This is a genomic window from Janthinobacterium sp. P210006, from assembly GCF_036231885.1.
Taxonomy (GTDB): domain Bacteria; phylum Pseudomonadota; class Gammaproteobacteria; order Burkholderiales; family Burkholderiaceae_D; genus Janthinobacterium; species Janthinobacterium violaceinigrum.
In genome coordinates this window covers 1-23,249 of record NZ_JAZARD010000009.1, presented here as the reverse complement: position 1 = coordinate 23,249, position 23,249 = coordinate 1, and the positions used below count along the sequence as shown (strand labels likewise).

The 23,249-nt window shown below is 60.3% G+C and carries 16 protein-coding genes and 2 rRNA genes; 14 read left to right on the top strand and 4 right to left on the bottom strand.

The window, feature by feature from the left end; all coding sequences use genetic code 11:
- Window positions 1-106 (top strand): 5S ribosomal RNA (rrf, locus tag VPH41_RS28335); the annotation flags it as partial.
- Between the two features lie 171 nt (window positions 107-277).
- Here rrf and VPH41_RS28330 read toward each other — a convergent pair.
- Both VPH41_RS28330 and rtcR read right to left on the bottom strand, forming a co-directional pair.
- The gene (locus VPH41_RS28330) at window positions 278-1,060 is read right to left on the bottom strand and encodes a nucleotidyltransferase domain-containing protein (RefSeq protein ID WP_442906332.1); all 783 of its coding nucleotides are present in this window, start codon (window positions 1,058-1,060) and stop codon (window positions 278-280) included.
- Between the two features lie 12 nt (window positions 1,061-1,072).
- Window positions 1,073-2,686, bottom strand: coding sequence for an RNA repair transcriptional activator RtcR (gene rtcR, locus VPH41_RS28325; RefSeq protein ID WP_328572268.1), 1,614 nt, complete (start codon window positions 2,684-2,686; stop codon window positions 1,073-1,075).
- 203 nt (window positions 2,687-2,889) lie between these two features.
- On the opposite strand from rtcR, the gene VPH41_RS28320 reads away from it, so the two are divergent.
- The 5 genes from VPH41_RS28320 to VPH41_RS28300 all read left to right on the top strand — a co-directional run bounded on the left by VPH41_RS28320 (window position 2,890) and on the right by VPH41_RS28300 (window position 8,478).
- Window positions 2,890-4,458 (top strand): vWA domain-containing protein, encoded by a 1,569-nt coding sequence (locus VPH41_RS28320; RefSeq protein ID WP_328572267.1) that lies wholly within the window; start codon window positions 2,890-2,892, stop codon window positions 4,456-4,458.
- A 272-nt stretch (window positions 4,459-4,730) separates the two neighbouring features.
- Complete coding sequence (locus VPH41_RS28315; RefSeq protein ID WP_328572266.1) at window positions 4,731-5,966, top strand: RtcB family protein; 1,236 nt, start codon at window positions 4,731-4,733, stop codon at window positions 5,964-5,966.
- Window positions 5,967-5,982: 16 nt separating this feature from the next.
- On the top strand, window positions 5,983-7,002 hold the full coding sequence (gene rtcA, locus VPH41_RS28310) for an RNA 3'-terminal phosphate cyclase (protein ID WP_328572265.1): 1,020 nt from the start codon (window positions 5,983-5,985) through the stop codon (window positions 7,000-7,002).
- Between the two features lie 131 nt (window positions 7,003-7,133).
- A complete protein-coding gene (gene pedF, locus VPH41_RS28305; protein WP_035824926.1) occupies window positions 7,134-7,619 on the top strand; it encodes a cytochrome c-550 PedF in 486 nt (161 codons plus the stop codon).
- Between the two features lie 25 nt (window positions 7,620-7,644).
- The gene (locus VPH41_RS28300) at window positions 7,645-8,478 is read left to right on the top strand and encodes a substrate-binding periplasmic protein (protein WP_328572264.1); all 834 of its coding nucleotides are present in this window, start codon (window positions 7,645-7,647) and stop codon (window positions 8,476-8,478) included.
- Between the two features lie 57 nt (window positions 8,479-8,535).
- On the opposite strand, the gene VPH41_RS28295 is transcribed toward VPH41_RS28300, so the two are convergent.
- The gene (locus VPH41_RS28295; RefSeq protein WP_328572263.1) at window positions 8,536-10,674 is read right to left on the bottom strand and encodes a TonB-dependent receptor family protein; all 2,139 of its coding nucleotides are present in this window, start codon (window positions 10,672-10,674) and stop codon (window positions 8,536-8,538) included.
- Window positions 10,675-10,878: 204 nt separating this feature from the next.
- On the opposite strand from VPH41_RS28295, the gene VPH41_RS28290 reads away from it, so the two are divergent.
- From VPH41_RS28290 to VPH41_RS28260, 7 genes are all read left to right on the top strand, one after another.
- A complete protein-coding gene (locus tag VPH41_RS28290; RefSeq protein ID WP_328572262.1) occupies window positions 10,879-11,835 on the top strand; it encodes a beta-propeller fold lactonase family protein in 957 nt (318 codons plus the stop codon).
- A gap of 345 nt (window positions 11,836-12,180) precedes the next feature.
- On the top strand, window positions 12,181-13,701 hold the full coding sequence (gene adh, locus VPH41_RS28285; protein ID WP_328572261.1) for an aldehyde dehydrogenase: 1,521 nt from the start codon (window positions 12,181-12,183) through the stop codon (window positions 13,699-13,701).
- Window positions 13,702-13,756: 55 nt separating this feature from the next.
- A complete protein-coding gene (locus tag VPH41_RS28280) occupies window positions 13,757-14,146 on the top strand; it encodes a DUF779 domain-containing protein (protein ID WP_328572260.1) in 390 nt (129 codons plus the stop codon).
- Between the two features lie 51 nt (window positions 14,147-14,197).
- Window positions 14,198-15,943 carry a PQQ-dependent methanol/ethanol family dehydrogenase gene (locus VPH41_RS28275; protein WP_152285248.1) on the top strand — a complete coding sequence of 582 codons (1,746 nt, stop codon included), beginning with the start codon at window positions 14,198-14,200 and terminating at the stop codon, window positions 15,941-15,943.
- Window positions 15,944-16,230: 287 nt separating this feature from the next.
- Window positions 16,231-17,391 (top strand): porin, encoded by a 1,161-nt coding sequence (locus VPH41_RS28270; RefSeq protein ID WP_328572259.1) that lies wholly within the window; start codon window positions 16,231-16,233, stop codon window positions 17,389-17,391.
- A 57-nt stretch (window positions 17,392-17,448) separates the two neighbouring features.
- The gene (locus tag VPH41_RS28265; RefSeq protein ID WP_328572258.1) at window positions 17,449-19,551 is read left to right on the top strand and encodes a 4Fe-4S binding protein; all 2,103 of its coding nucleotides are present in this window, start codon (window positions 17,449-17,451) and stop codon (window positions 19,549-19,551) included.
- Complete coding sequence (locus tag VPH41_RS28260) at window positions 19,541-20,551, top strand: FAD:protein FMN transferase (RefSeq protein ID WP_328572257.1); 1,011 nt, start codon at window positions 19,541-19,543, stop codon at window positions 20,549-20,551. The genes VPH41_RS28265 and VPH41_RS28260 overlap by 11 nt, the downstream gene beginning before the upstream one ends.
- Window position 20,552: 1 nt before the next feature.
- Here the strand turns inward: VPH41_RS28260 and VPH41_RS28255 are convergent, their stop codons facing one another.
- Window positions 20,553-22,541: a sigma-54-dependent Fis family transcriptional regulator gene (locus VPH41_RS28255; RefSeq protein ID WP_328572256.1), complete on the bottom strand. Its 1,989-nt coding sequence runs from the start codon at window positions 22,539-22,541 to the stop codon at window positions 20,553-20,555.
- Between the two features lie 617 nt (window positions 22,542-23,158).
- On the opposite strand from VPH41_RS28255, the gene VPH41_RS28250 reads away from it, so the two are divergent.
- Window positions 23,159-23,249: ribosomal RNA gene (locus VPH41_RS28250) — 16S ribosomal RNA — on the top strand; the annotation flags it as partial.

The following is a 23,249-nucleotide window of genomic DNA, read 5'->3' as shown; positions in this document are numbered from 1 at the left end:
ACCATAGCAAGTTGGTCCCACCCCTTCCCATCCCGAACAGGACCGTGAAACAACTTTGCGCCGATGATAGTGCTGCAACCAGTGTGAAAGTAGGTTATCGTCAGGCTTGTTATTCGCAGTAGAAGAAAACCCCGCCAGCAATGGCGGGGTTTTTTTTCGTCTGCCGGTTTGTTGGTAATCGTTGATGGTGCTGTCGGATCCACGCCGGCCTATGTAAAATTCCCATGCAACAGGCGAAAAAAAGGCAGCGCTGCGCGCTGCCTTTACTGGCTGATGCTCAGTTTTCCTGCAAAACTTGGCGGAACACCTCGTTCAACCTCTCCATGCCCCCGGATTTTTCTTCCTTTTCCAGGCTGAAATGCTCCAGCCTGGCCAACTCTGCTTCAATGAATGTATTGAGTTTATCGATGCGTGGCGCCAGCTCTTTTTCCAGTGCGACCTTTTTGCGCTCGAGCAGAATATGGATCTCTTCCAGCAAGCAGTCTTCCTTGGGCAGCAGGTGCAGCAAGGCGGCAAATTCGATAGGCGGCGCGCTGCGATAGGTTTCGATCCAGCGCGTAGCCAGCAGAGGGCGCAAGACATAAAAATACTTCTTCAAGGGGACCGTGTCCGCCATCAGATAGCCGCGGTAATTCGTCTTGGCCATGCTGCGGTAATGATAGATTCCCTTTTCCAGTGTGTAGACGGTATCGAGCAAGGCCTGGATGCCCGTCCTGAAACCGCCTTTTTCCATGTATAGGATCGGCGACTGTATCCATTCAATGACGGCAGGATTGGAGCGCCAGAAGAGCTGCAGCGCCTTGCGCACATCCCAGCCATTCAAATCGATATCATCGACGATCGGATATTCGATGACGTCGCGCTTGTCTTCCAGGTCGACACTCAGATACCATTCTTGCGGGCGCGCGTAGATAAAACGCACATCGAAGTCGCTGTTTGGCGAGGCAAATCCCCAGGCGCGGCTGCCCGATTCAATCGCCATTAAAATCCGCACGCCTTCCTTCTTTTCCACGGCCGCCAGGCGGCGCATGATCTCTACTCGTATTTCTTCTGGAATCATCGTTCTCTCTTCTTAGTTGCTTGAGGACACTTTATCCCAGTCGAGGGTAAAGCGGGCCAGGAATTTCTTGAGCCGGTCTGCATCGTTCGGCCTGGCTTTCGCTTCGCGCGAGACGGCATACAGGGTACGGCCTGCATCGGACAGGCTGTTCGATTCTCGGCATACCTTGATCACTGCCTGCAGCTGCAGCGCATCGAACAGGTCGAGTTGCGCAGCTGCCTGCCCTCCCATGATTCCTGCCAAATCCACTTCCGGATGATCGTTCTGAGTAACATGATGCTGCCACATGCGCTTCAGGCGCTTGATTTCTTCGTCGACCACGGCATCCGTGATGCGGCCCGCTTCCGACAAGGTGGCCAGGCGCGTGACGGCGGCGGATAAATCGCGGAAATTGCCCTTCCATGCCGAGGCGGGCAAGGTGGCAAAGCGCATGAAGCGCTCGCGCGCCTCCTTGTTGAAGCGCACGCGTTCCCCGGTCTCCGCGCCGTATTGCGCCAGCAGGTATTCCAGGTTCGGCTCGATGTCTTCCGGCCGCTGCGCCAGGCCCGGCAAGGCATAGGTCCACAGGTTGATGCGCGCATACAGGTCTTCGCGGAAGCGGCCGGCCGCCACTTCCTTGCCCAGGTCGCGGTTGGTGCCGGCGATCAGCTGGAAGTCGCTTTGCACTTCCGTATCGGCGCCGACGGGGAAAAAACGCTTTTCCTCGATCGCTTTCAACAGCATGGCCTGCTCGTCGAGTCCCAGTTCGCCGATTTCATCGAGAAACAGCAAACCCTTGTGCGCACTGCGCAGCAAGCCTGGCCGGTCCGCACCCGCACCCGTGAACGAACCCTTGATATGGCCGAACAAGGTGGATGCGGCGCCGTCGCCATGCAGGGTGGCGCAATTGAGGTCGACGAATTTGCCGTCGATCTGGTGCCGCGATTTTTTCAGCTCATAGACGCGGCGCGCGAGGAAGGATTTGCCGGCGCCGGTGGGGCCCATCAACAGCATGGGTGCCTTCGATTTGATGGCGACGCGCTCGATCTCCTCGATCATGCCATTGAACTTCGCATTGCGCGTGGCGATGCCGGACTTCAGGAAGGCCACGCCTTCGGCCTGTTCGCGCGTAAAACGCTGGGCGATCTGGTCGTAGCGCGACAGATCGAGGTCGATCAGCGCGTAGCTGCCGGGATTGCCGGCAGCCTGCCGCTTGGGCGGCGACGTTTGCAAGAGGCGGCCCGGGAAATAGCGTGCTTCCGTCATCAGGAACATGCAGATCTGCGCCACGTGGCTGCCGGTGGTGATGTGGATCCAGTACTCTTCCTTGTCCGGATCGAAGGGGTAATTGTTGGCGAAATCGTAGAGTGCACCGTACACGTTCTCGAAGTCCCAGGCATCGCTGATGGGGAGAGCGTGCGCGTTCAATGCGGTTTCCGGCGAGACGCTGGCGATATCCTGCGATACCTGGCGCACCAGGTTTTCAAATTGCTGCCCCGCGTACAGCAGCTCGAATCGGTCGATGATCTTGTCCTCGTGCTGGGTCAGGGCGATGCTGGGACGCCATTTTTCCCAGCGCGCCGCTCCCTTGCCACCGTCGAGCTGGGTGCCGAGAAAGCCGATGACGACGGTACGTTTTGCTTGCATATATAAGATAAAAATTTATCTGAAAAGATAATTATATCGGAATATTGAATTTTGCCTGCCTTTTCGAAAAATGGCATGGTGAAGATATTTATGAATAAAATCAATGACTTGAGAGGTTATTCGGTAAATTCGGAAAAGCTGGCACAGCACTTGCAATACAGGAGGTAGCAACGAGATAAACATTAAGAAGAAAGACAAGAAAAATGGCCAACGTCCAGTTATTCCAGCGTACACAGCAAGCCCTGCCACTGCCAGCGGCACTGGCGCGCAATGCAGAAGGCGCACCGGCGTATGCGCTGACGCCGCGGCATCAGTTGGCGCAATATGCGGCCACCGGCTGTCTGAACACCACGTTTTATGCCAGCGCCGAAGCGCAGCTGGCGACGGTGCTCGAGTTGTGCCAGGCCGTCGAGCCGGCCTTCATTGCGCAGACGGCCGTGTATTGCCGCGAACGGGGCTACATGAAAGACATGCCGGCCTTGCTGGTGGCCGTGCTGGCGAGCCAGGGCGCGGCAGAATTTCCGCAGGCCTTCCGGCGCGTCATCAATAACGGCAAGATGCTGCGCAACTTCGTGCAGATCATGCGTTCGGGCGCCATCGGCCGCAAGTCGCTGGGGTCGCGTCCGAAAAAACTGGTGCAGGCTTGGCTGAACGGCGCGTCGGAGCAGGCCTTGCTGGCCGCTGCCGTGGGCAATGCTCCGTCGCTGGCCGACGTGGTGAAGATGGTGCATCCGAAACCGCAGGAAGCCTGGCGCGCGGCGTTTTTTGCCTGGCTGATCGGCAAGCAATACACCGCCTCGGACTTGCCGCCGGCGCTGGCCGCGTTCGAGGCCTACAAGCTTGATACGGCGCGGGCGATACCGGAAGTGCCGTTCCAGATGCTGACGGCGCTACCCCTGTCGGCCCAGGACTGGGCGCAGATTGCCCGCCAGGGCAGCTGGCAGATGGTGCGCATGAACCTGAACACCTTTGCCCGCCATGGCGTGTACGATATCGGCGGCATGCCGGAACTGATCGCTGCCAAGCTGCGCGATCCCGAGGCGATCTGCCGGGCGCGCGTGTTTCCCTACCAGCTGATGTCGGCGTACATGGCGGCTGGCGAAAACGTGCCGGCCATCGTGCGCGCTGCGCTGGAGCAGGCGCTCGAAGCATCGCTGCGGAACGTGCCGCAGATCGCGGGCAAGGTGGTGGTGTGTCCCGACGTTTCCGGTTCGATGTCTGCGCCCGTCAGCGGTTTTCGCGGCAGCGCCACGTCGAGTGTACGCTGCATCGATGTGGCTGCGCTGGTGGCGGCAGCCATGCTGCGCAAGAATCCGGATGCCGTGGTGCTGCCGTTCGAGCACAGCGTCGTGCAGTGCGGACTTGGCGCGGATGACAGCGTGATGGTGAACGCGGCAAGGCTGGCGGCCATCGGCGGTGGCGGTACCAATTGCAGCGCGCCGCTGCTGCGCATGAACAGCAGGAAGGAGCTGGCTGACCTGGTGATCTATGTGTCCGATAACGAATCGTGGATCGACGCCACGCGCAGCGGCGCCACGGCGACCATGGGACAGTGGAATGTCTTCAAGCAGCGCAATCCGCAGGCAAGACTGGTGTGCATCGATATTTCGCCGCATGTCACCACGCAGGCGATGGAGCGCGAGGATATTTTGAATATCGGCGGCTTTTCCGACGACGTCTTCAAGATCATCGCCGCCTTTGCCGCCGGCCGGCTGGACTCCGGCCACTGGGTGGGAGAAATTGCCGCCATCGATATGGCAGAAAGTTGTTGAAGCAAAGCGCATGAATGCGGGCAGGACTACATAAGAGACGTCCTGTCCAAGCTTGTCATGCGCCGTAGTGCCCCGAATGCCGACAGGATTACATCGATCAGCCGCGTCAAACCGGCCTGGCAGGCGCAGTGCGTTTGCCAGAAATCCTGTCCCCCCTTGTCGGGTTGTCGTACTGATGAATGCCGGTGGAACTACATCCTGGGCCGATGCGTCGGCAGCTGTTTCACCAATCCTTGTCATCACCCCCTATACAATAGAAGAAGAGAATAGCGATGAAAAACGAAGAATACGAAGTCCTGCATACCGAAGGCAGCCGTCCCGTCAAAATGTGGACGCGTGGCGTGCCGGTCGAAGAAGCGGCCAAAAAACAATTGCGCAACACGGCGACCCTGCCTTTCATTTACAAGCATATCGCCGTCATGCCGGACGTCCACCTGGGTAAGGGGTCGACCATCGGCAGCGTGATTCCCACCCTGGGCGCCGTGATTCCGGCGGCGGTGGGCGTGGATATCGGCTGCGGCATGATGGCGGCGAAAACCACGCTGACGGCCAGCGACTTGCCCGATAATCTGGGACCCCTGCGCAGCGCCATCGAGCGCGCGATTCCGCACGGGATGTCGCCGAAGACGCGCGGCCACCGTGGCCGCGACGAAGGCTCCTGGCATACGCCGCCATCGGTGGTCGATGCGGCGTGGCTGCAGTTGAAGGACGAATTCGATGCGATCTGCCTGAAAACGCCAAAGCTGAAGAACACGAATAATTATCGCCACCTGGGTACGCTGGGAAGCGGTAACCACTTCGTCGAAGTGTGCCTCGACGAGCAGGGTTCGGTGTGGTTCATGCTGCATTCCGGTTCGCGTGGCGTGGGTAATGCCATCGGCACCCATTTCATCGAACTGGCCAAGCAGGATATGCGCACCCATTTCATCAACCTGCCCGACCAGGACCTCGCTTACCTGGCCGAAGGAACGCAGCATTACGATGATTACGTGGAAGCGGTGGGCTGGGCCCAGCGTTTCGCCCGCAACAACCGCGAAGTAATGATGCAGAATCTGATCGCTGCCGTGCGCACGGTCATCCATAAACCGTTCCAGACGCATGTGGAGGCCGTCAACTGCCACCATAACTATGTGCAGAAGGAGCACCACTTCGGCAAGGATGTATTGATCACGCGCAAGGGCGCCGTATCGGCCCGCGCGGGTGAGCTGGGGATCATTCCGGGCTCCATGGGGGCCAAGAGTTTTATCGTGCGCGGTAAAGGCAATGCGGACAGTTTCCATAGCTGCAGCCACGGCGCGGGACGCACGATGAGCCGCACGGAAGCGAAGCGGCGCTTCAACCTGGACGACCAGATCCGCGCCACGCAAGGTGTGGAGTGCCGCAAGGATGAAAACGTGATCGATGAAATTCCAATGGCCTACAAGGATATCGATGCGGTGATGCTGGCGCAGCGTGAACTGGTCGATGTCGTGCATATCCTGAAGCAGGTCGTCTGCGTCAAAGGTTAAAAGAGAGAAAGCAGAGATGATAGAAATAGATGGAGCGCAAGGCGAAGGCGGCGGGCAGATTTTACGTTCGGCGCTGAGCCTGTCGATGATCACGGGGCAACCGTTCCGGCTGACTAACATTCGCGCGGGGCGGGACAAGCCCGGCTTGCTGCGCCAGCATCTGGTGGCCGTGCAGGCGGCAGCCGCCATTTGCGGGGCGCGCACGACGCCGGTGGCGCTGCGCGCAGCTAGCCTGGAGTTCGTGCCCGGCCCCGTGCGCGGCGGCGACTACCGCTTTGCCATCGGCAGCGCCGGCAGCTGCACCCTGGTCTTGCAAACCTTGCTGCCAGCGCTGCTGCATGCGGATTCCGCGTCTACCGTGCGCATCAGTGGCGGCACGCACAATGCCATGGCGCCGCCCGTGCATTTCCTGCAGCGCGCGTATGGCCGCATCCTGCAGCAGATGGGCGCCGACGTGGATATCGCGCTGCAACGCTATGGCTTTCACCCTGCGGGCGGCGGCGAAGTGATTGCCACCGTGCAACCGTGCCCGCGCTTGCTGCCCATTGCCTTGCTGCAGCGCGGTGAACGGCAGGCCGGTTTTGCGGAAAGCATGGTGGCGGGCGTGCCCGTGAACGTGGCGCAGCGCGAGCTCGAGCGTGTTGCCGGCGGCATGGGCTGGAGCGGCAAGCAGTTGCGCATCGTCGGCTTGCCCGCCGACCAGGGACCGGGCAATGTCCTGTTGCTGACCCTGGAGCATGAACACGTCACGGAAGTGTTTACTTCCTTTGGCGAAAAGTCCTTGCTGGCCGAATCCGTGGCCAAGCGCCTGTTGAACGAGGTACGCGCCTATCTCAAGACGGATGCGGCCGTGGGCGAACACTTGGCCGACCAGCTCTTGCTGCCGATGGCGCTGGCGGGCGGCGGTGTCTTCAGCTGCAGCAAGGTGTCGCAGCATGCGCTGACGAATGCCGAGGTGATTTCCCGGTTTTTACCCGTGCGTATCACCTTCGAGCAACAGGAGCGTGCCAGCATCTGCACGGTTGCCGCCGCCTGACGCGCGCGGTGACACACGTCACTGTTGCAGCTGTTCCAAATTGATACATGGATGGCTGGATGTGGGGCATGTACGCATGGCATGGCATTTGCTCTTCTTGGATATTCACTAAAAAAACCAAGGAGACCAGCATGACCTATTCCATCCGTACCCTGCTCGGCGTGGCCGCCGCCGGCGCTGTTGCCCTCACTTCACTGCTGACCTTGCCGCATGCCTATGCGCACGGCAATGTCACGCCGCAAGGCGTCGATACCACGGGCTTGCCCAAGGTGGGCGACAAATGGCTCGAACAAAATCCGTATCGGGGCAACAAGCTGGCCTTGACGGTAGGCACGTCGGCCTACAACCAGAATTGCGCGCGCTGCCACGGCATTGAAGCCATTTCAGGGGGCATCGCGCCGGACTTGCGCCAGCTGGACCGCGATTGCTTCGGTATCAAGAATGAGACAAAGAAACAGGCGTGTTACAAGGAAACGGACAATTACTATTTGACCACCATCCGCCACGGTAAGGTGCGCAACGGTGCCGTGTACATGCCGCCGTTTGAAGGCGTGTTCAACCAGGAAGCCATGTGGGCCATTAAGACCTATCTGGAAACGCGCCGCGAATCTAATTAAGCCGAACTGATCACGAAGGAGTCCCATGCGTTCATTTCAATTCCGGGGCGCGCGCGCGATGATCTCGCTCGCTTGCCTGGCGCTGTGCGCCGCCGCGCCGGCGCGCGCCGACTGGCAGAAAGTGCAGCAGTCGGGCAGCCTGAAAGTGGCTGTGTACAACGAATTCGCGCCGTTTTCCGACAAGGGCGCTGGCATCGATATCGATATTGCCGAAGCGCTGGCGAAAAAGCTGGGGCTGAAACTGAGCTTGCTGCCATTTCCCGCCGGCGAAAACCTGAACGACGATTTGCGCAATATGGTGTGGAAGGGGCATTACCTCGGTTATGGTCCCGCCGACGTGATGCTGCATGTGCCGGTCGATAAAAAATTGATGGCGGATAACGACAAGGTCGAGATCTTTGCGCCGTATTACGTGGAAACGGTGCGCCTGGCGCGCAGTGCACACGCCGTGCCGCAATTCGATGGCGTCGCCTCGCTGGCAGGCAAGCGCATCGGCGTGGAAAAGGTGTCGATCGCCGCCATGCTGATGCTGGGGGAAGACAATGGCAAATACCGCGACGACGTGCGCATCTTCGACACGGCCGCCGAAGCCCTGCAGCAATTGCAGGCGGGCCAGCTTGACGCCGTGCTGGCCAACCGTTCGGAAATTGAGTCCGTGCTGAAAAGCGATCCCGCTTTCCCCGTGAACGAAGTGGCGTTCGCCCGCTTGCCGCGTGCGGGCTGGGCCGTGGGCCTGGCCGTCAGCCGCCAGCAGCTCGACGTGGCCAAACTGCTGCAGACGGCCATGAACGAGATGGCGGCCAGCGGCGAATTGAAAGCCATCTTTGAGAAATATGGCGTGAAGGAAGCGCGGCCATAGCTGGCCATGCTGATCAGCTAAAAAGCCCGCGCTTCGGAAGAGGCGCGGGCTTTTTAATTAGAAAGAATACATGGCGCTGACACCCAGCAACCAATTACGTCCTGGCGCCGCTTCATAGTAGCGCTTGTTGCTGTCGCCGACGATGACGGAACCCACATAGGTCTTGTCGAAGAGATTGTTCAGGCGCGCAAATTCCTTGAAGCGCCAGTGGCCCGCGCTTTGCTTGGCATTGAACCGCGCATTGAACACCGTATAGCCGGGTGACGGTTTTTCGCTGTTGCTGTCTTCCGCGTAGACCTGGTTGCTGGCCACGCTTTCCAGCGCCGCGCCAAAGCGGTCGAATGTATCTTTCCAGGCCAGTTCCGCAAACAGGTTGGCGCTGGGCACGCCCGGCAAACGGCTGCCCTCCCTGACGGTGCCGAAGCCCTGGTCATACACGGCGTGCAGGCTGGTCAAGGCCACTTTTGCCGTGAACCCATATGCCAGGTTCGAATCCAGCGACACTTCCATACCCTGGCGCAAGGTTTTGCTGGCATTGCGGTAGCTGGTGCGTCCGCCGCTCGATTGATCGACCACCAGCTCGTCGCTGGTCTTGATCTGGAACACGGCCGCATTCACATGCGTGTTGTTATTGATCCTGGCCTTGACGCCCGCTTCCAGGTTGGTGCTGGTGGCTGGCTTCAAGTTGAAATTGAAGCCGCCGGCCGAACCCGAGTAAAACAGTTCGTTCAGGGTGGGCGCCTCGAAGCCGCGCGCGGCGCTGGCGTACACGTTGACGTTGGGCGTCAGTTTATACAGCAGACCCAGCACCGGCGTCGTATGGCTGAATTCCAGGCTGCCGCTGTCGTCGCCATTGCTGAGGAAGTGGTCGCTGACGGAGACTTTCATCTTGCTGTAGCGCAAACCGGCGCTGAGCAGCCATGGCCCGCTTTGCCATTCCGTCTGGATATACGGATCGAGGCTGGAGACGACATCCTGCTCGTCGCGGCGCAGCTTGCCTTTCACGCCAAACGTGTCGCCGATGAAATTTTCATAGCCGGTGCGGTCGTCGCTGGAGCGGCCGTAGTCGATGCCGATGGTCGTGCTCAGCTTGCCGCCGGCCAGCTGGTTCACGTGCAGCCAGTTGGTGTCGATGCCGTAGAACTGGCGCTGAAAATCGACCACGCCGCCCGAATGCTTGGCTGGCGCCTGGAAACCCTTGTTGAAGGCCTGATATTGAATCACGTCGCGGTTGCCGCCATACATCGTCACGTGCAGGCGGTCGTCGCCGAACGCTTGTTCGTAGGTGGCGCCGATCTGCTGATGGTCGATGCTCTTGCGCGTGTTGTAGCGGTCCGCCAGGGTACGTTTCGGGTTTTGCGTGTCGCTCGCATCGATTTCGCCGGCGCGCGGGTCGCGGGCAAACGTGGCCCAGGTGGCGCCCAGCGGATCTTGCGTATTTCCCTGATGCAGGCTGTTGGCGACGATGGTCAGCTTGCTGTCCGCATTCGGCTTGACGGTGATCTTGCCGAACGCCTGTTCGCGCGTGGCGGCGCTGTGGTCGCGGAAGCCATCCGTGCGGAAGCGGGAACCGTCGAGCACGTAGCCGATGCGGCCGGCCTGGCCTTGCGCCGAGAGATCGATCTTGCTGGTGCCGTAGCTGCCGCCCGTCACGTTCAGTTCGACGGAGGGAGGATTTTGTCCATCCTTGGAAAACAGCTGGATCACGCCGCCCGAGTGGTTGCCGTAGATGGCAGAAAACGGTCCGCGCAGCACTTCGATGCGCTCGGCCGTATCGAGGTTGAACGTGGCGGCCTGGCCCTGGCCATCGGGCATGCTGGCCGGAATGCCGTCGCTGATCAGCTTGACGCCGCGCACGCCGAAAGCCGAGCGGGCGCCGAAGCCCCGTGACGAGATCTGCAAGTCTTGCGCATAGTTCTGGCGGTTCTGCACGACCAGGCCCGGCACGGCGGCCAGCGCTTCCGACGCGTTGACGCGGATTTGCCCATCCTGGATGCGGGCGCTGTCGACCACGTCGATCGATGCCGGCACTTCCTGGCTGGGGTGGGCGATGCGGCTGCCGCTGACGACCACCGTATCCATCAGTTGTCCATTGGCGGGGTCTGCTGCTTCGGCGGCATAGACGTGGGGGGCCAGGGTGGCGCTGCCGGCAACAAACAGGCTGGCGATGGTGTTCAGGCGGAAACGATGCTGCATGCGGATTCTCCAATGTGAATAAAAGCCTGCTTGGTCGCGTGCGCGGCGCAGGTCTGCATAGTCTTATCAAGCAATATGCCTGCCATGTCTCCATTGGTGGGCGGAAATTATACGCTTGTCAGTGGCACGGCGTTTGCATGCAGCCATCGTCACTTGCGCCGCTCCCGCGCGCTTTTCCTGTGTTTTGCCATTGAAAAGGTGATTATGCCCAACTTCTTCTCGCGCTTGCGCCAGGTTTGCTGGCTGCTGCCTGCACTCGCCAGCACTGCCATCCAGGCCGCTCCGTTTGCCTATGTGCCCAACGAAAAATCGGGCACCTTGAGCGTGATCGACACGGCGACCGACCAGGTGGTGCGGCAGATTGCGGCTGGAAAACGTCCGCGCGGCATCGCCGCCGACCCTAGCGGACGGCAATTGTTTGTCACGGATGCGGCCAGCAGCGCTTTGCTGCTGATCGACAACGGAGCGGGCGCATCCCTGCGCACGGTGGCGTTGGGCAAGTCGCCCGAGGGCGTCAGCGCTTCCCGCGATGGTAAGTACGTGGCCGTGGCCGTCGAGGAAAACAATAGCGTGGCCTTGCTCGATGGCCAGACGGGCATCTTGCTCGCAGATATCAAGGTGCAAGGGCGCAACCCGGAACATGCCGTGTTCAGCCCCGATGGACATTGGCTGCTGGTCAGCGCGGAAGAGGCCGAGCAAGTCGATGTCATTGATGTAGCACAACGCCGCCAGGTGGCGTCCATCGCCGTGGGCTTGCGCCCGCGCGGCATCGGCTTCAGCCCCGATTCGGGCCGGGCCTACGTGGCGTGCGAACTGGTCAATGCCGTCTACGTGCTCGACATGGCCACGCGCAAGGCCATTGCCACTATTCCCGCAGGAAAGAATGCGAATGGCATCGCCGTCCATCCCGGCGGCAAGCAAGTGTATGTCTCGAACGGTATCGACGGCACGGTCATGGTGATCGACACGGCCAGCAACCAGGTGACGGCCACGATTCCCGTCGGCAAGCGTCCCTGGAATATGGCCATCACGCCCGATGGCGCCAAGTTGTACGTGGCCAATGGCCGCTCGAACAGCGTTTCAGTTATCGACACGGCCGGCGCACGCAAGGTGGCCGACATTGCCGTGGGTGAATTGCCATGGGGCGTGGTGATTCGCTAGCTCGCCTGGAACAGGTGTTCCAGTCTGGCACACCTGTTCCATTGTGCAGCGGCTGCGGGGCTCCGCAAGGCAAGGAGGGCGCTGGCCCGGATTGCAACAGGCTGCGCCAGCCTTGTTCAAAATGCAAACAGCGCCACGCCCACCGTCCAGGCCCCGCGCATGCGAGGAAAAGCGGCCCGGTATGGATGCCACGCCCTTGTAACGCGGGTAAAACCCGCTAAGTTTGTAGTGGGATGGCGAGCTGGCACGGCATTTGCGGAAGACTCCGTGTACTCACCCCATCTGTACCAGGACGTTTGATTTTAATTAAGTATTTCCATTCTAATTAACCCGATAGAGGACGACATGAATCTCGCAGACATCAGCAAGCTGGGCGTAGCCAATCCCTTCAAACAACGCTATGACAATTACATTGGCGGCAAATTCGTTGCACCAGTAAAAGGTGAATACTTTCCTAACATCACCCCGATCACGGGCTTGCCGTTTTGCGAAATCGCCCGTTCCACGACGGAAGACGTCGAGCTGGCGCTGGACGCCGCGCACGCCGCCAAGGAGGCATGGGGCAAGACGTCGCCGGCCGAGCGCGCCAATATCCTGAACCGCATCGCCGACCGCATCGAACAGAACCTGAGCCTGATCGCCACGGCGGAAACCATCGACAATGGCAAGCCGATCCGCGAAACGATGAATGCCGACATTCCGCTGGCCATCGACCATTTCCGTTACTTCGCCGGCTGCATCCGCGCGCAGGAAGGTTCCGTCGCGCAAATCGATGCGGAAACCTATGCCTATCACTACCATGAGCCGCTGGGCGTTGTGGGCCAGATCATCCCGTGGAATTTTCCCATCCTGATGGCCGTGTGGAAACTGGCGCCGGCCCTGGCGGCAGGCAATTGCGTGGTGCTCAAGCCTGCCGAGCAGACGCCGGCGTCCATCATGGTCTTGGTCGAGTTGATCGGCGACTTGCTGCCGCCGGGCGTGTTGAACATCATCAACGGTTTCGGCCTGGAAGCGGGCAAGCCGCTGGCCTCGAGCAAGCGCATTGCCAAGATCGCCTTTACGGGCGAAACGGGCACGGGCCGCTTGATCATGGGCTACGCGGCGCAAAACCTGATTCCCGTCACCCTGGAACTGGGCGGCAAGTCGCCCAACATCTTCTTTGAAGACGTGATGGATGCGGACGACGATTATTTCGACAAGTGCCTGGAAGGTTTTGCGATGTTTGCGCTGAATCAAGGTGAGGTATGCACCTGCCCATCGCGCGTGCTGATCCAGGAATCGATCTACGAGAAATTCATCGAACGTGCCTTGAAGCGCGTGGCCGCCATCAAGCAGGGCAACCCGCTCGACGCTTCCACCATGATCGGCGCGCAGGCCTCGCAGGAACAACTGGAAAAAATCCTGTCCTACCTCGATATCGGCCGCCAGGAAGGCGCCGAAGTGCTGGCCGGCGGCGAGCGCAACACGCAGGCGGGCGACCTGGAGGGCGGCTACTACGTGCGTCCGACCGTGTTCAAGGGCAACAACAAGATGCGCATCTTCCAGGAAGAGATCTTCGGGCCTGTCGTGTCCGTGACCACCTTCAAGGATGAGGCCGACGCGCTGGCGATTGCCAACGATACCTTGTACGGCCTTGGCGCCGGCCTGTGGACGCGCGACGGTTCGCGCGCCTTCCGCATGGGACGCGCCATCCAGGCGGGCCGCGTGTGGACCAATTGCTACCACCTGTATCCGGCCCACGCCGCGTTCGGCGGCTACAAGCAATCGGGTATTGGCCGCGAAAACCACAAGATGATGCTCGACCACTACCAGCAAACGAAGAACTTGCTGGTGAGCTATAGCCCGAAAGCGTTGGGCTTCTTCTAAACCGGCAACACGCGCCGCGCTTGCAGTCCGGGCGCGGCGCGCAGAAAGGGATGCCATGAGTGCAGCAATTGCCCGGGTGGTCGCCACCGATGCGGCGCTGGAAATGATGGACAAGTTGCGCGAGCGTCACGGCCCGCTGATGTTTTTCCAGTCGGGCGGCTGCTGCGACGGCAGTGCGCCCATGTGCTACGCACTGGGCGAGTTCGATGTCAGCGATACCGACATTTATCTCGGCAATTTGAATGGCACACCGTTCTACATGGGACTCGAGCAATTCGAGTACTGGGAGCATACCCAGTTGATTATCGATGTGGTCGATGGCAATGGCGGCATGTTTTCACTCGACAACGGCACGGGCAAGCGCTTCCTGACGCGCTCGCGCCTGTTCACCGATGAGGAGTGCGCCTTGCTGCATGCCCAGCCGCATGAGCACCGCAAGACTTGATACACACACATACTAATAAAACAGAGGGAGATGATTGTGCAGAAAAAAATCATGGGGATACTCGTCAGCCTGAGCCTGGTAGCGCCGGCATCGCTCGTTCACGCAGCGGATGCGGGCAATGTCACCACTGCCATGCTCGACAGCACGGCGAAGAATCCGGCCAGTGTCCTGTCGTTCGGCATGGGCACGCAGGGCCAGCGCTATTCGCCGTTGACGCAGATCAATGACAAGACCGTGGCCAAGCTGGTGCCGGCCTGGTCGTTCTCGTTTGGCGGCGAAAAACAGCGGGGCCAGGAATCGCAGCCGCTGATTCATAACGGCAAGATGTTCGTCACGGCATCGTATTCGCGCATCTTTGCCGTCGACTTGAAAACGGGCGCCAAGCTGTGGAAGTATGAGCATCGCTTGCCGGACGGCATCATGCCCTGCTGCGACGTGGTCAACCGCGGTGCCGCCCTGTACGGCAACCTGGTGATCTTCGGCACCCTGGACGCGTATCTCGTGGCGCTGGACCAGAATACGGGCAAGATCGTCTGGAAAGAGAAAGTTGACGATTACGCGGCCGGCTACTCGATGACGGCCGCGCCGCTCATTGCCGAAGGCTTGCTGCTGACAGGCGTGTCGGGCGGGGAATTCGGCATCGTGGGCCGGGTCGAAGCGCGCAACCCGATGACGGGCGACCTCGTGTGGAGCCGTCCGACGGTGGAAGGCCATATGGGCCACCGCTACGACAAGGATGGCAAGGCCATCGATAACGGCGTGTCCGGCACCGTCAACAAGACCTGGCCCGGCGACCTGTGGAAAACGGGCGGCGCCTCGACGTGGATGGGCGGCACCTACGATCCGCAAACCAGGCTCGCGTACTTCGGCACGGGCAACCCGGCGCCGTGGAACAGCCATTTGCGTCCCGGCGACAACCTGTACTCGTCATCCACCGTGGCGCTCGACGTGAAAACGGGGCAGATCAAGTGGGCGTATCAGAATACGCCGAACGATGCCTGGGATTTCGATGGCGCCAACGAGTTCGTCACCTTCGACATGGATGGCAAGCGCTACGGCGGCAAGGCCGACCGCAACGGTTTCTTTTACGTGATCGATGCCAGCACGGGCAAGCTGCAGAACGCCTTTCCGTTTGTGAAGAAAATCACCTGGGCCAGCAGCATCGACCTGAAGACGGGCCGGCCGAACTACATCGCCGCAGGCCGCCCTGGCGACCCGACCAAGGGAGAGGAAGGCAAGAAGGGCACGACCGTGTTTGCCGCGCCCGCTTTCCTCGGCGCCAAAAACCAGATGCCGATGGCGTACTCGCCGCAAACCAAGCTGTTCTACGTTCCCGCAAACGAATGGGGCATGGATATCTGGAACGAGCCGATCAGCTACAAGAAGGGCGGTGCCTTCCTCGGCGCAGGCTTCACCATCAAGCCCCTGTTTGACGACTACATCGGCGCCATGCGCGCCGTCGATCCGAAGACGGGCAAGATTGTATGGGAAATCAAGAACAACGCGCCGCTGTGGGGCGGCGTGATGAGTACGGCCGGCAATCTGGTGTTTTACGGCACGCCGGAAGGCTTCCTGAAAGCCGTCGACGCAAAGACGGGCAAGGAGCTGTGGAAATTCCAGACGGGCTCCGGCGTCGTGGCGCCGCCCGTCACCTGGCAGGATGGCGACACGCAGTATGTGGCCGTCGTTTCCGGCTGGGGTGGCGCCGTGCCGCTGTGGGGCGGCGAGGTGGCCAAGAAGGTCAACTTCCTGGAACAGGGCGGTTCCGTGTGGGTCTTCAAGCTGGCATCGAAGTAACGGGGTGAAGCATCCGGGCCACTCGGATGGGTGTCTCCCTGTCCGCCGGATGTTTTCTTTTTGCTGACGGCGCAGGCCGTCAGTTTTTTGTTTACCTGTCCGCCCGCCATGCCTGCTGGCGGTCAAAAAATGAACACTGGCAGTGGCGGTTGATCCGCTGCTGCACAAGTGAAATACGCTTTTTCTCTTTCTCCCTCTGAGCCGCGCTGGGCACGCTTATTGCCAAAGCTTGAGGTACATCAATCACTGATGTGCACACTAAAAACAGAGAAGAAAGAGGAGAAGAAATGAACACATGGATCAAGCTGGGGAGCCTCGGTGTCATGACAATCGCAGCGGTGGGACAGGCGCACGCCGTCGATATCAAGGCTGGCGACTGGACCGTGTCGGTGGGCGGCATCGTCAACGCCTATTACACGCAAGTGTCGTGTTCGGGCGACGCCGTGGGCGGGCTGGCGCTGGGCGGCCAGGCGCTCGGTTGCGGCGGAGAAAAGGACCGCACCACGATCGGCAATGGTTTGCTGCCGAATGGCTTGATCACCTCGGCAAGCTCGCGGCTGGGCGAGTATGACGTGAAAGCCTTGATCGGCATCTACAACTCGACGGCCACGGACAGCGCCATCAGCCAGAACAGCGTGGTCGATGTGCGCCAGGCCTTCTTTACGTTTGGCAATGAACAGATGGGCACTTTCAAGCTGGGCCGCGACTACGGCATTTTCGGCGCGAACGCGATTCTGTCCGACATGACCTTGCTGGGCTCAGGCGCACCCGTGCAGGCGACGCAGCGGGGCCGGGTGACCCTGGGCCATATCGGCGCCGGCTACACCTATCTGGGCAACTATGGCCAGATCATGTACAGCTCGCCGAAGTCGGGCGGCTTTGGCGCCGATGTGGCGCTGGTCAGCCCCGTGTCGGACACGCCCATCGTGGCAGGCTCGACCTATTCGTCGAAGTCGAGCCCGCAAGTGCAGGCGCAGCTGACGTATGCGCAGGAAGGCTTGAAAGCCTGGCTGGGCGTGAAGTCGCAAAAATTCACGTCGAAAACGCCAGGTGTTGATGACTTGACCATGCGCGGGATGGAAGTGGGCGGCTCGTACCAGATGGGCCCGGCTGGCGTGCTGGTCAATTTCCAGGGCGGCAAAGGGCTGGGCATCTTGTCCGATGCGGACCAGGGCGATACCAAGTCAAAAAATTGGCTGCTGCAAGGCACGTATAAAACGACGGACAAGCTGAAGCTGGGCTTGTCCTACGGCATCAGCAAGAACGACGACAACACGGCCGGCACGGGCGGCTTGAAATCGAACGCCAACCTGACCCTGGGCGCGTATTACTCGCTCAACAGTGCGATCACCCTGGTAGGCGAGCTGGGCCAGACGCGCTCGAAAGGCTTTGCCGGTGGCGAAGCGAAAATGAATGGCGTGTCCCTGGGCGGCATTATTTTCTTTTAACTCATCAACGCGGCGCCTTGCGACAGGGCGCCGCACGGAGTGCACTGCATGCGGATAATGCGGTTGTTTATCGGTTGCTGGCTATTCCTGTTTATTCTGGGACAGGCGTGGGCGGGCGTGCTCACGAAGACCGAGCTGGCACGGCGCTTTCCCGCACCCATCGTCGTGGGCAGCAAGGAAACCGACTTGCCCGTCTGGCCCCTGTTCAAGCAAAACGCCACGGCTACTGAACTGATCGGCTACGTTTTTGAATCCGTGGATTTGGCGCCCATTCCCGGCTTTTCCGGCGTGCCCGTCAATCTGCTGATCGCCATCGATCCGCAAGGCAGCTTCCTGGACGTGGCGGTGCTGTCGCAGCACGAGCCCGTATTTCTCGACGGCTTGGGCGAAGCGCCGCTGTTTCAGTTCGTCAAACAGTATCAGGGCTTGTCGCTGAAACAGAATATCGCCATTGGTGCCCGGACGAAACGGGCAGCCGATGCCACCCATGCCGATATCGACGGCGTGTCGAAGGCCACGGCCTCCGTGCGCATCATCAATCAGAGCGTGCTGGCGTCGGCCTTGAAAGTGTCGCGCAAAAAACTGGGCTTTGCGCAGGGCCGCGATCCGGACCAGATCGCCCGCATCCGCATGGATGTGTTTGAAAAGCGGGATGTCGCGCACATGTTGAAGCAGGGTTTGATCCAGCATGTGCGCCTGAGCAACAAGGCGGTGGAAGTCTTGTTTGCGGGCAGTCCCGGCGCGGGACTCGATGCGCAAGCCATGCGCGAGCCCGATGGCGTATTCATCGATCTGTACCTGGCCTATGTGTCCGTCCCCACGGTGGGACGCAATTTGTTGACGGAACGCAGCTGGAACAAATTGCGCAACCGCCTGGACGAGGGCGACCACGCCATCCTTGTCATGTCGCGCGGGCGCTATAGCGTGCTGGGCGACGAGTTCGTGCGCGGCACCGTGCCCGACCGCCTGTTGCTGAAGCAGGATGGCTTGCCCATCGACATGCGCGACCTGGACCTGGACTTGCAGTTGGCGGATACGGCGTTGTTGCCGACGGAAAATGTCACCGTGCTGCGCATCATCAGCCAGGCCGGGCTCGATGCGGCCAGCCCGCTGGCGTTCACGCTGCCGATCACACGCAGCAAGGGCATCGTGTATCCGGAACGCATCGCGCGCAACGTGGATGTCAGCTACCGCCTGCCGGCCGGCTTGTATGCGGCGCCGCAAGGTGACGATGCCACGTGGCGTGGCACGTGGAAGAGCCGCCGGGCCGAGTTATGGATCTTGCTGGCGGGGCTGGCGCTGCTGGCCGGCGCATTGGCCTGGCAGAAACGCCTGGTGCAAAATGGCCGGCAATTTTTATGGTTCCGCCGTTTGTTCCTGTTATTTACCATCGGCTTTATCGGTTACTACGCACAGGGGCAATTGTCGATCGTCAATATCACGGGCGCCATCCAGGCGCTGTTGGCAGGCCGCAGCCTGGGCTTTTTCCTGTTCGACCCGATGACGGTGATCCTGTGGGCGTTCGTGCTGCTGACCCTGCTGGTCTGGGGGCGCGGCACGTTTTGCGGCTGGCTCTGTCCGTTTGGTGCCCTGCAGGAATTCACGGGCAAGCTGGGCCAGTGGCTGCGCTTGCCGCAGTGGAAGATCAAGCCGCGCCTCGATGGGCGCTTGAAATGGATCAAGTATGGCTTGCTGGCAGCCATTCTTGGCAGCAGCCTGTTTTCCAGTCAGATCACGGACAGGCTGGTGGAGCTGGAACCGTTCAAGACGGCGATTACCCTGAATTTTGTGCGCGCCTGGCCGTTTGTCACGTATGCCGTGGGCTTGCTGCTGCTCAGTAGTGTTTCCTACAAATTTTTTTGCCGCTACCTGTGTCCGTTTGGCGGGGCGCTGGCGCTGCTGGGGCGCTTTCGTCTGTTCAACTGGATTCCCCGCCGCCAGGAATGCGGCACGCCTTGCCAGACTTGCCGCCACCGTTGCGAGTATCACGCCATCGCGCCTGGCGGGAAAGTCGATTACGGTGAGTGTTTCCAGTGCATGGATTGCGTGGTGATCTATGCCAGTGATGAAAAATGCGCGCCCTTGATGCTGGAAATCAAGCGTGCCCGTGCCATTCCCATCGTCCGGTCCATGGCAGAGGAGAGCAGCAATGCAGCGTAGAACATTTATTTCGGCGGCCATCGGCAGCGTAGCCGGCATCGCGGGCTGGTCTGTGCCGGGCAGCATGGCGCGCGGCACGGCCACGGCGTCCGGCGTGCGGCCTTATCAGGGCGCCGCACTGGCGTTTGGCACGACCATCGCCGTCACCGTGCTGCACCACGACCAGCACCAGGCTGAACTGGCCATCGAAGACGCCTTGCATGCGGCCAGGAATATCGACCGGCTGATGAGCATTTACAGTCCGGCCAGCCAAGTCTTTCAGCTGAACCGCGATGGACGCCTGGCCCGGCCGGACGCCCACCTGCTGGCCGTGCTGGCGCAGGCGCAAGCGTTGTCGCAATGGAGCGACGGGGCGTTTGATATCACCGTGCAACCTTTGTGGCAGTTGTTCCGTGCGGCGGCTGACGAGGCCAGCTTGCCGACGGACACCTTGCGCCGCGCGGCACAGGCGCGGGTAGGCTGGCGGCAACTGGTGTGGGATAAGCGGGAAGTACGTTTTCTGCAGCCGGGCATGGCGCTGACCTTGAATGGCCTGGCGCAAGGTTACGCAGCCGACATGGCGCTCGCAGCCGTGCAGGCACGGGGCGTACGGCACGCGCTGCTCGATACGGGCGAATTCGTTGCACGGGGACAGCGCTCCGTGCGCCATCCCTGGACCTTGGGCATCCAGGACCCGCGCGACGCAGAAATCCTGGCGGCCACCTTGAAAGTGGAAGGGCGCAGCGTGGCCACCTCGGGCGATTATGAATGCACATTCACGCCCGACTTCGTGCATCACCACATCTTCGACCCCGCGAAGGGCGATTCGCCGGACGAACTGGCCAGCGTGACGGTGCTGGCACCCACGGGCTTGCTGGCAGACGGCTTGTCGACGACCTTCATGGTAACGGGAGCTGCGCGCGCACATGCGATGGCTGCACGGATGGACGGGGTCGACCTGATGACCATCGACAAGCGGGGGCGACGCAAGATGTCGCCCGGCTTTCCCCGTCTACTCTAGGCTATTTCAGGTGCGGTACCTTGCGGTAGATCGTGTTGCGCGAGACACCCAGGGCCCGCGCCGTGGCTGAAACATTGCCGCCGTGGGCATCGAGCGACTTGAGGATCACGCTGTGTTCCATCTCTTCCAGGTTGGCGCCGGCCGCGATCATGCGGTCCGTGCTGGCGCTGGCGGCATGGGCCTGTGTCATCTCAATATCGTCGAGGAAATCATCGGGCATGTGGCGCAAACAGATTTCATGTTCGTCGCCCGCCATGACGATGGCCGTGCGCAACAGATTGGTCAGTTGGCGGAAGTTGCCTGGCCATTTATGCTGATGGAACATGCGCAGGATGTCGGGCGCCACCGCATAGCGCGTGTCGGGCGCTTCCGTTGCGAGGATTTTCTTCACGACCGTGTCCAGGTCCGTGCGTTCGCGCAGCGGCGGCAGTTTGACGACCAGGCCATTCAGGCGGTAATACAGGTCTTCGCGGAACAGGCCCTTGGCCATGCGTTCGCGCAAGTTGTGATTCGTGGCGCAAATGAGTTCCACATTGACGGTGATCGATTTGCTGCTGCCCAGGGGCGTGACCATGCGTTCCTGCAGCACGCGCAACAGGCGCGCCTGCAAACCGAAAGGCATGTCGCCGATTTCGTCGAGGAACAGGGTGCCGCCATTGGCTTGCAGAATCTTGCCTATCGCCCCTTTCTTGCGCGCCCCCGTAAACGCCCCGTCTTCATAGCCGAACAGCTCCGACTCGATCAGGGTTTCCGGGATCGACGCGCAGTTGACGGCGATAAACGGTCCCATGGCCCGTGGCGAATCGTTGTGGATGGCTTGCGCCAGCAATTCCTTGCCCGTACCTGTTTCTCCCATGACGAGGATGGGGATGTCGCGCCCCAATACCTTGTTGACCTTTTCAATGACCAGTTCCAGCTGCGGATCGCCCGTGCGCAGGTAGCGCAGGCCGGACAGGCGCCGCGCCGCGTTGGCGGCATGGCTGGCTGGCGCTGGAACCTGGGCCGGCACGGCGTTGATATCGCTATGGTCGGTGCTGGCAGTAAAACCATGCTGGAAGACACTATTGGCCAGGCGCAACTGCGCACGGCCATACACGCGCACGCCGCTGTGCATGCACAGGTTCAGCAAACCGGGCGCGGCCGTGCGGTAATGGTCGTACAGGGCGGACACGGGCAAGCCGAACAGGGAGCTGAAGGTATGTGATTGCAGTGCGGCAAATGACAGGCCCAGCTGGAACAAGCCGTTTTTATTGGCGGACAAAAAACGCCCGCCCGGCGTGAACGAGGCGATGCCTTCCATTAAGGTGCCGATGAATTCGGGGCGCGCATGGAAGTGCACGGTGATGGCATCTTCGAACGTGGCGGAAAACAGCTGGTTTTCGATCATCAGCGCCGACATGCGCACGAGGGCCATCGTATGCTTGTGGAAACTGCGCTGGTCGCTCGAGACATCCAGCACGCCGATGACATTGCCCCGGTGGTCGGTAATCGGTGCCGCAGAGCACGTCAGGAAATGATTGGCGGCCAGGTAATGCTGGTCCGCATGAACCAGGGTCGGTACTTTTTCCGTGATGGCCGTGCCGATGGCATTCGTGCCGCGGCTTTGTTCCGACCACGCGACGCCTGGCTGCAAGGCCACCCGGTTGGCTTTTTCCAGGAAATCATCATCGCCCAGCGAATGCACGATCACGCCGTTGGCATCCGTGAGAATCACCATATTGTGGGTGTTGACGATTTGCTGGTACAGGGTTTCCATGGCCGGTAGCGCATGCGTGTGCAGCATGCGGTTTTGCTCGATCAGCAAGGACAGATCGGATTTGCCGGCGGGCGTAAAGTCGGGCGTGGCCGTGGGCGACAGGCCAAAGGCGACGGAACGCTGATGGGAAGTTTCGATGATGACGGGGACGTTGTCCTGTCCTGTCGGTATGGTGTTCGCATCTGCAATAGACGAAAACGGTGCGCTACGGTAAGTAGCTGACGGTTGATACATGATCTCGTTGCCTCCGTTGGGCCCTGTACTGCGGCGCTCTTTTGAATATCGAGAGTGTTCCATAATGTAGCACCTGTCACAGATGGGAGCAAAGCAAAGCGAGCCGGACTGTCCCCGGTGTTGCTGCCAGGCCCAGAGCTGCTCCCATCGGTGGACAGCGCATAGGCAGACATAAGCAAGTGCGGTGCCAGGGCTGTTTCAGGAAGCGCAGAAAAATAGCGCTTGCGGGGCCTGCGGGGCACGGCTATAATTCGCCCCCTCGCTGAACGATGCATGCAAATGCCGAGTAAAGCAGGGTGAAAAAAGAAGGTTGACGAAACGATCTAAACGCTTCATACTCTTCCTTCTTCGCAGCTGACAAACACAACGCTTTGTCGATAGCGCGAGAGCGGTAAATAAGCAGTACCGAATACAGTTCTTTAACAATTAACAGTCGATAAGTGTGGGCATTTGATGTCAGTGCAGCAGCGATCTTCGGATTGCTGTAATACTTAAAATATCAAATGTTCACAAGAAATAATGAAATAGGCGCTACGCAAGTAGTGGCCTGTCAGTTTTTTGAGTGAGCGACCCGTTAGAAATAACGGTGCCTGTAAAAGGGCAAAGTAACAGAGATTAAACTGAAGAGTTTGATCCTGGCTCAGATTGAACGCTGGCGGCATGCCTTACACATGCAAGTCGAACGGCAGCACGGAGCTTGCTCTGGTG

Coding starts and splice junctions, on each gene's coding strand:
- VPH41_RS28330 (WP_442906332.1), bottom strand. CDS start 1,060: ATGATTCCAGAAGAAATACGAGTAGAGATCATGCGCCGCCTGGCGGCC.
- rtcR (WP_328572268.1), bottom strand. CDS start 2,686: ATGCAAGCAAAACGTACCGTCGTCATCGGCTTTCTCGGCACCCAGCTC.
- VPH41_RS28320 (WP_328572267.1), top strand. CDS start 2,890: ATGGCCAACGTCCAGTTATTCCAGCGTACACAGCAAGCCCTGCCACTG.
- VPH41_RS28315 (WP_328572266.1), top strand. CDS start 4,731: ATGAAAAACGAAGAATACGAAGTCCTGCATACCGAAGGCAGCCGTCCC.
- rtcA (WP_328572265.1), top strand. CDS start 5,983: ATGATAGAAATAGATGGAGCGCAAGGCGAAGGCGGCGGGCAGATTTTA.
- pedF (WP_035824926.1), top strand. CDS start 7,134: ATGACCTATTCCATCCGTACCCTGCTCGGCGTGGCCGCCGCCGGCGCT.
- VPH41_RS28300 (WP_328572264.1), top strand. CDS start 7,645: ATGCGTTCATTTCAATTCCGGGGCGCGCGCGCGATGATCTCGCTCGCT.
- VPH41_RS28295 (WP_328572263.1), bottom strand. CDS start 10,674: ATGCAGCATCGTTTCCGCCTGAACACCATCGCCAGCCTGTTTGTTGCC.
- VPH41_RS28290 (WP_328572262.1), top strand. CDS start 10,879: ATGCCCAACTTCTTCTCGCGCTTGCGCCAGGTTTGCTGGCTGCTGCCT.
- adh (WP_328572261.1), top strand. CDS start 12,181: ATGAATCTCGCAGACATCAGCAAGCTGGGCGTAGCCAATCCCTTCAAA.
- VPH41_RS28280 (WP_328572260.1), top strand. CDS start 13,757: ATGAGTGCAGCAATTGCCCGGGTGGTCGCCACCGATGCGGCGCTGGAA.
- VPH41_RS28275 (WP_152285248.1), top strand. CDS start 14,198: ATGGGGATACTCGTCAGCCTGAGCCTGGTAGCGCCGGCATCGCTCGTT.
- VPH41_RS28270 (WP_328572259.1), top strand. CDS start 16,231: ATGAACACATGGATCAAGCTGGGGAGCCTCGGTGTCATGACAATCGCA.
- VPH41_RS28265 (WP_328572258.1), top strand. CDS start 17,449: ATGCGGTTGTTTATCGGTTGCTGGCTATTCCTGTTTATTCTGGGACAG.
- VPH41_RS28260 (WP_328572257.1), top strand. CDS start 19,541: ATGCAGCGTAGAACATTTATTTCGGCGGCCATCGGCAGCGTAGCCGGC.
- VPH41_RS28255 (WP_328572256.1), bottom strand. CDS start 22,541: ATGTATCAACCGTCAGCTACTTACCGTAGCGCACCGTTTTCGTCTATT.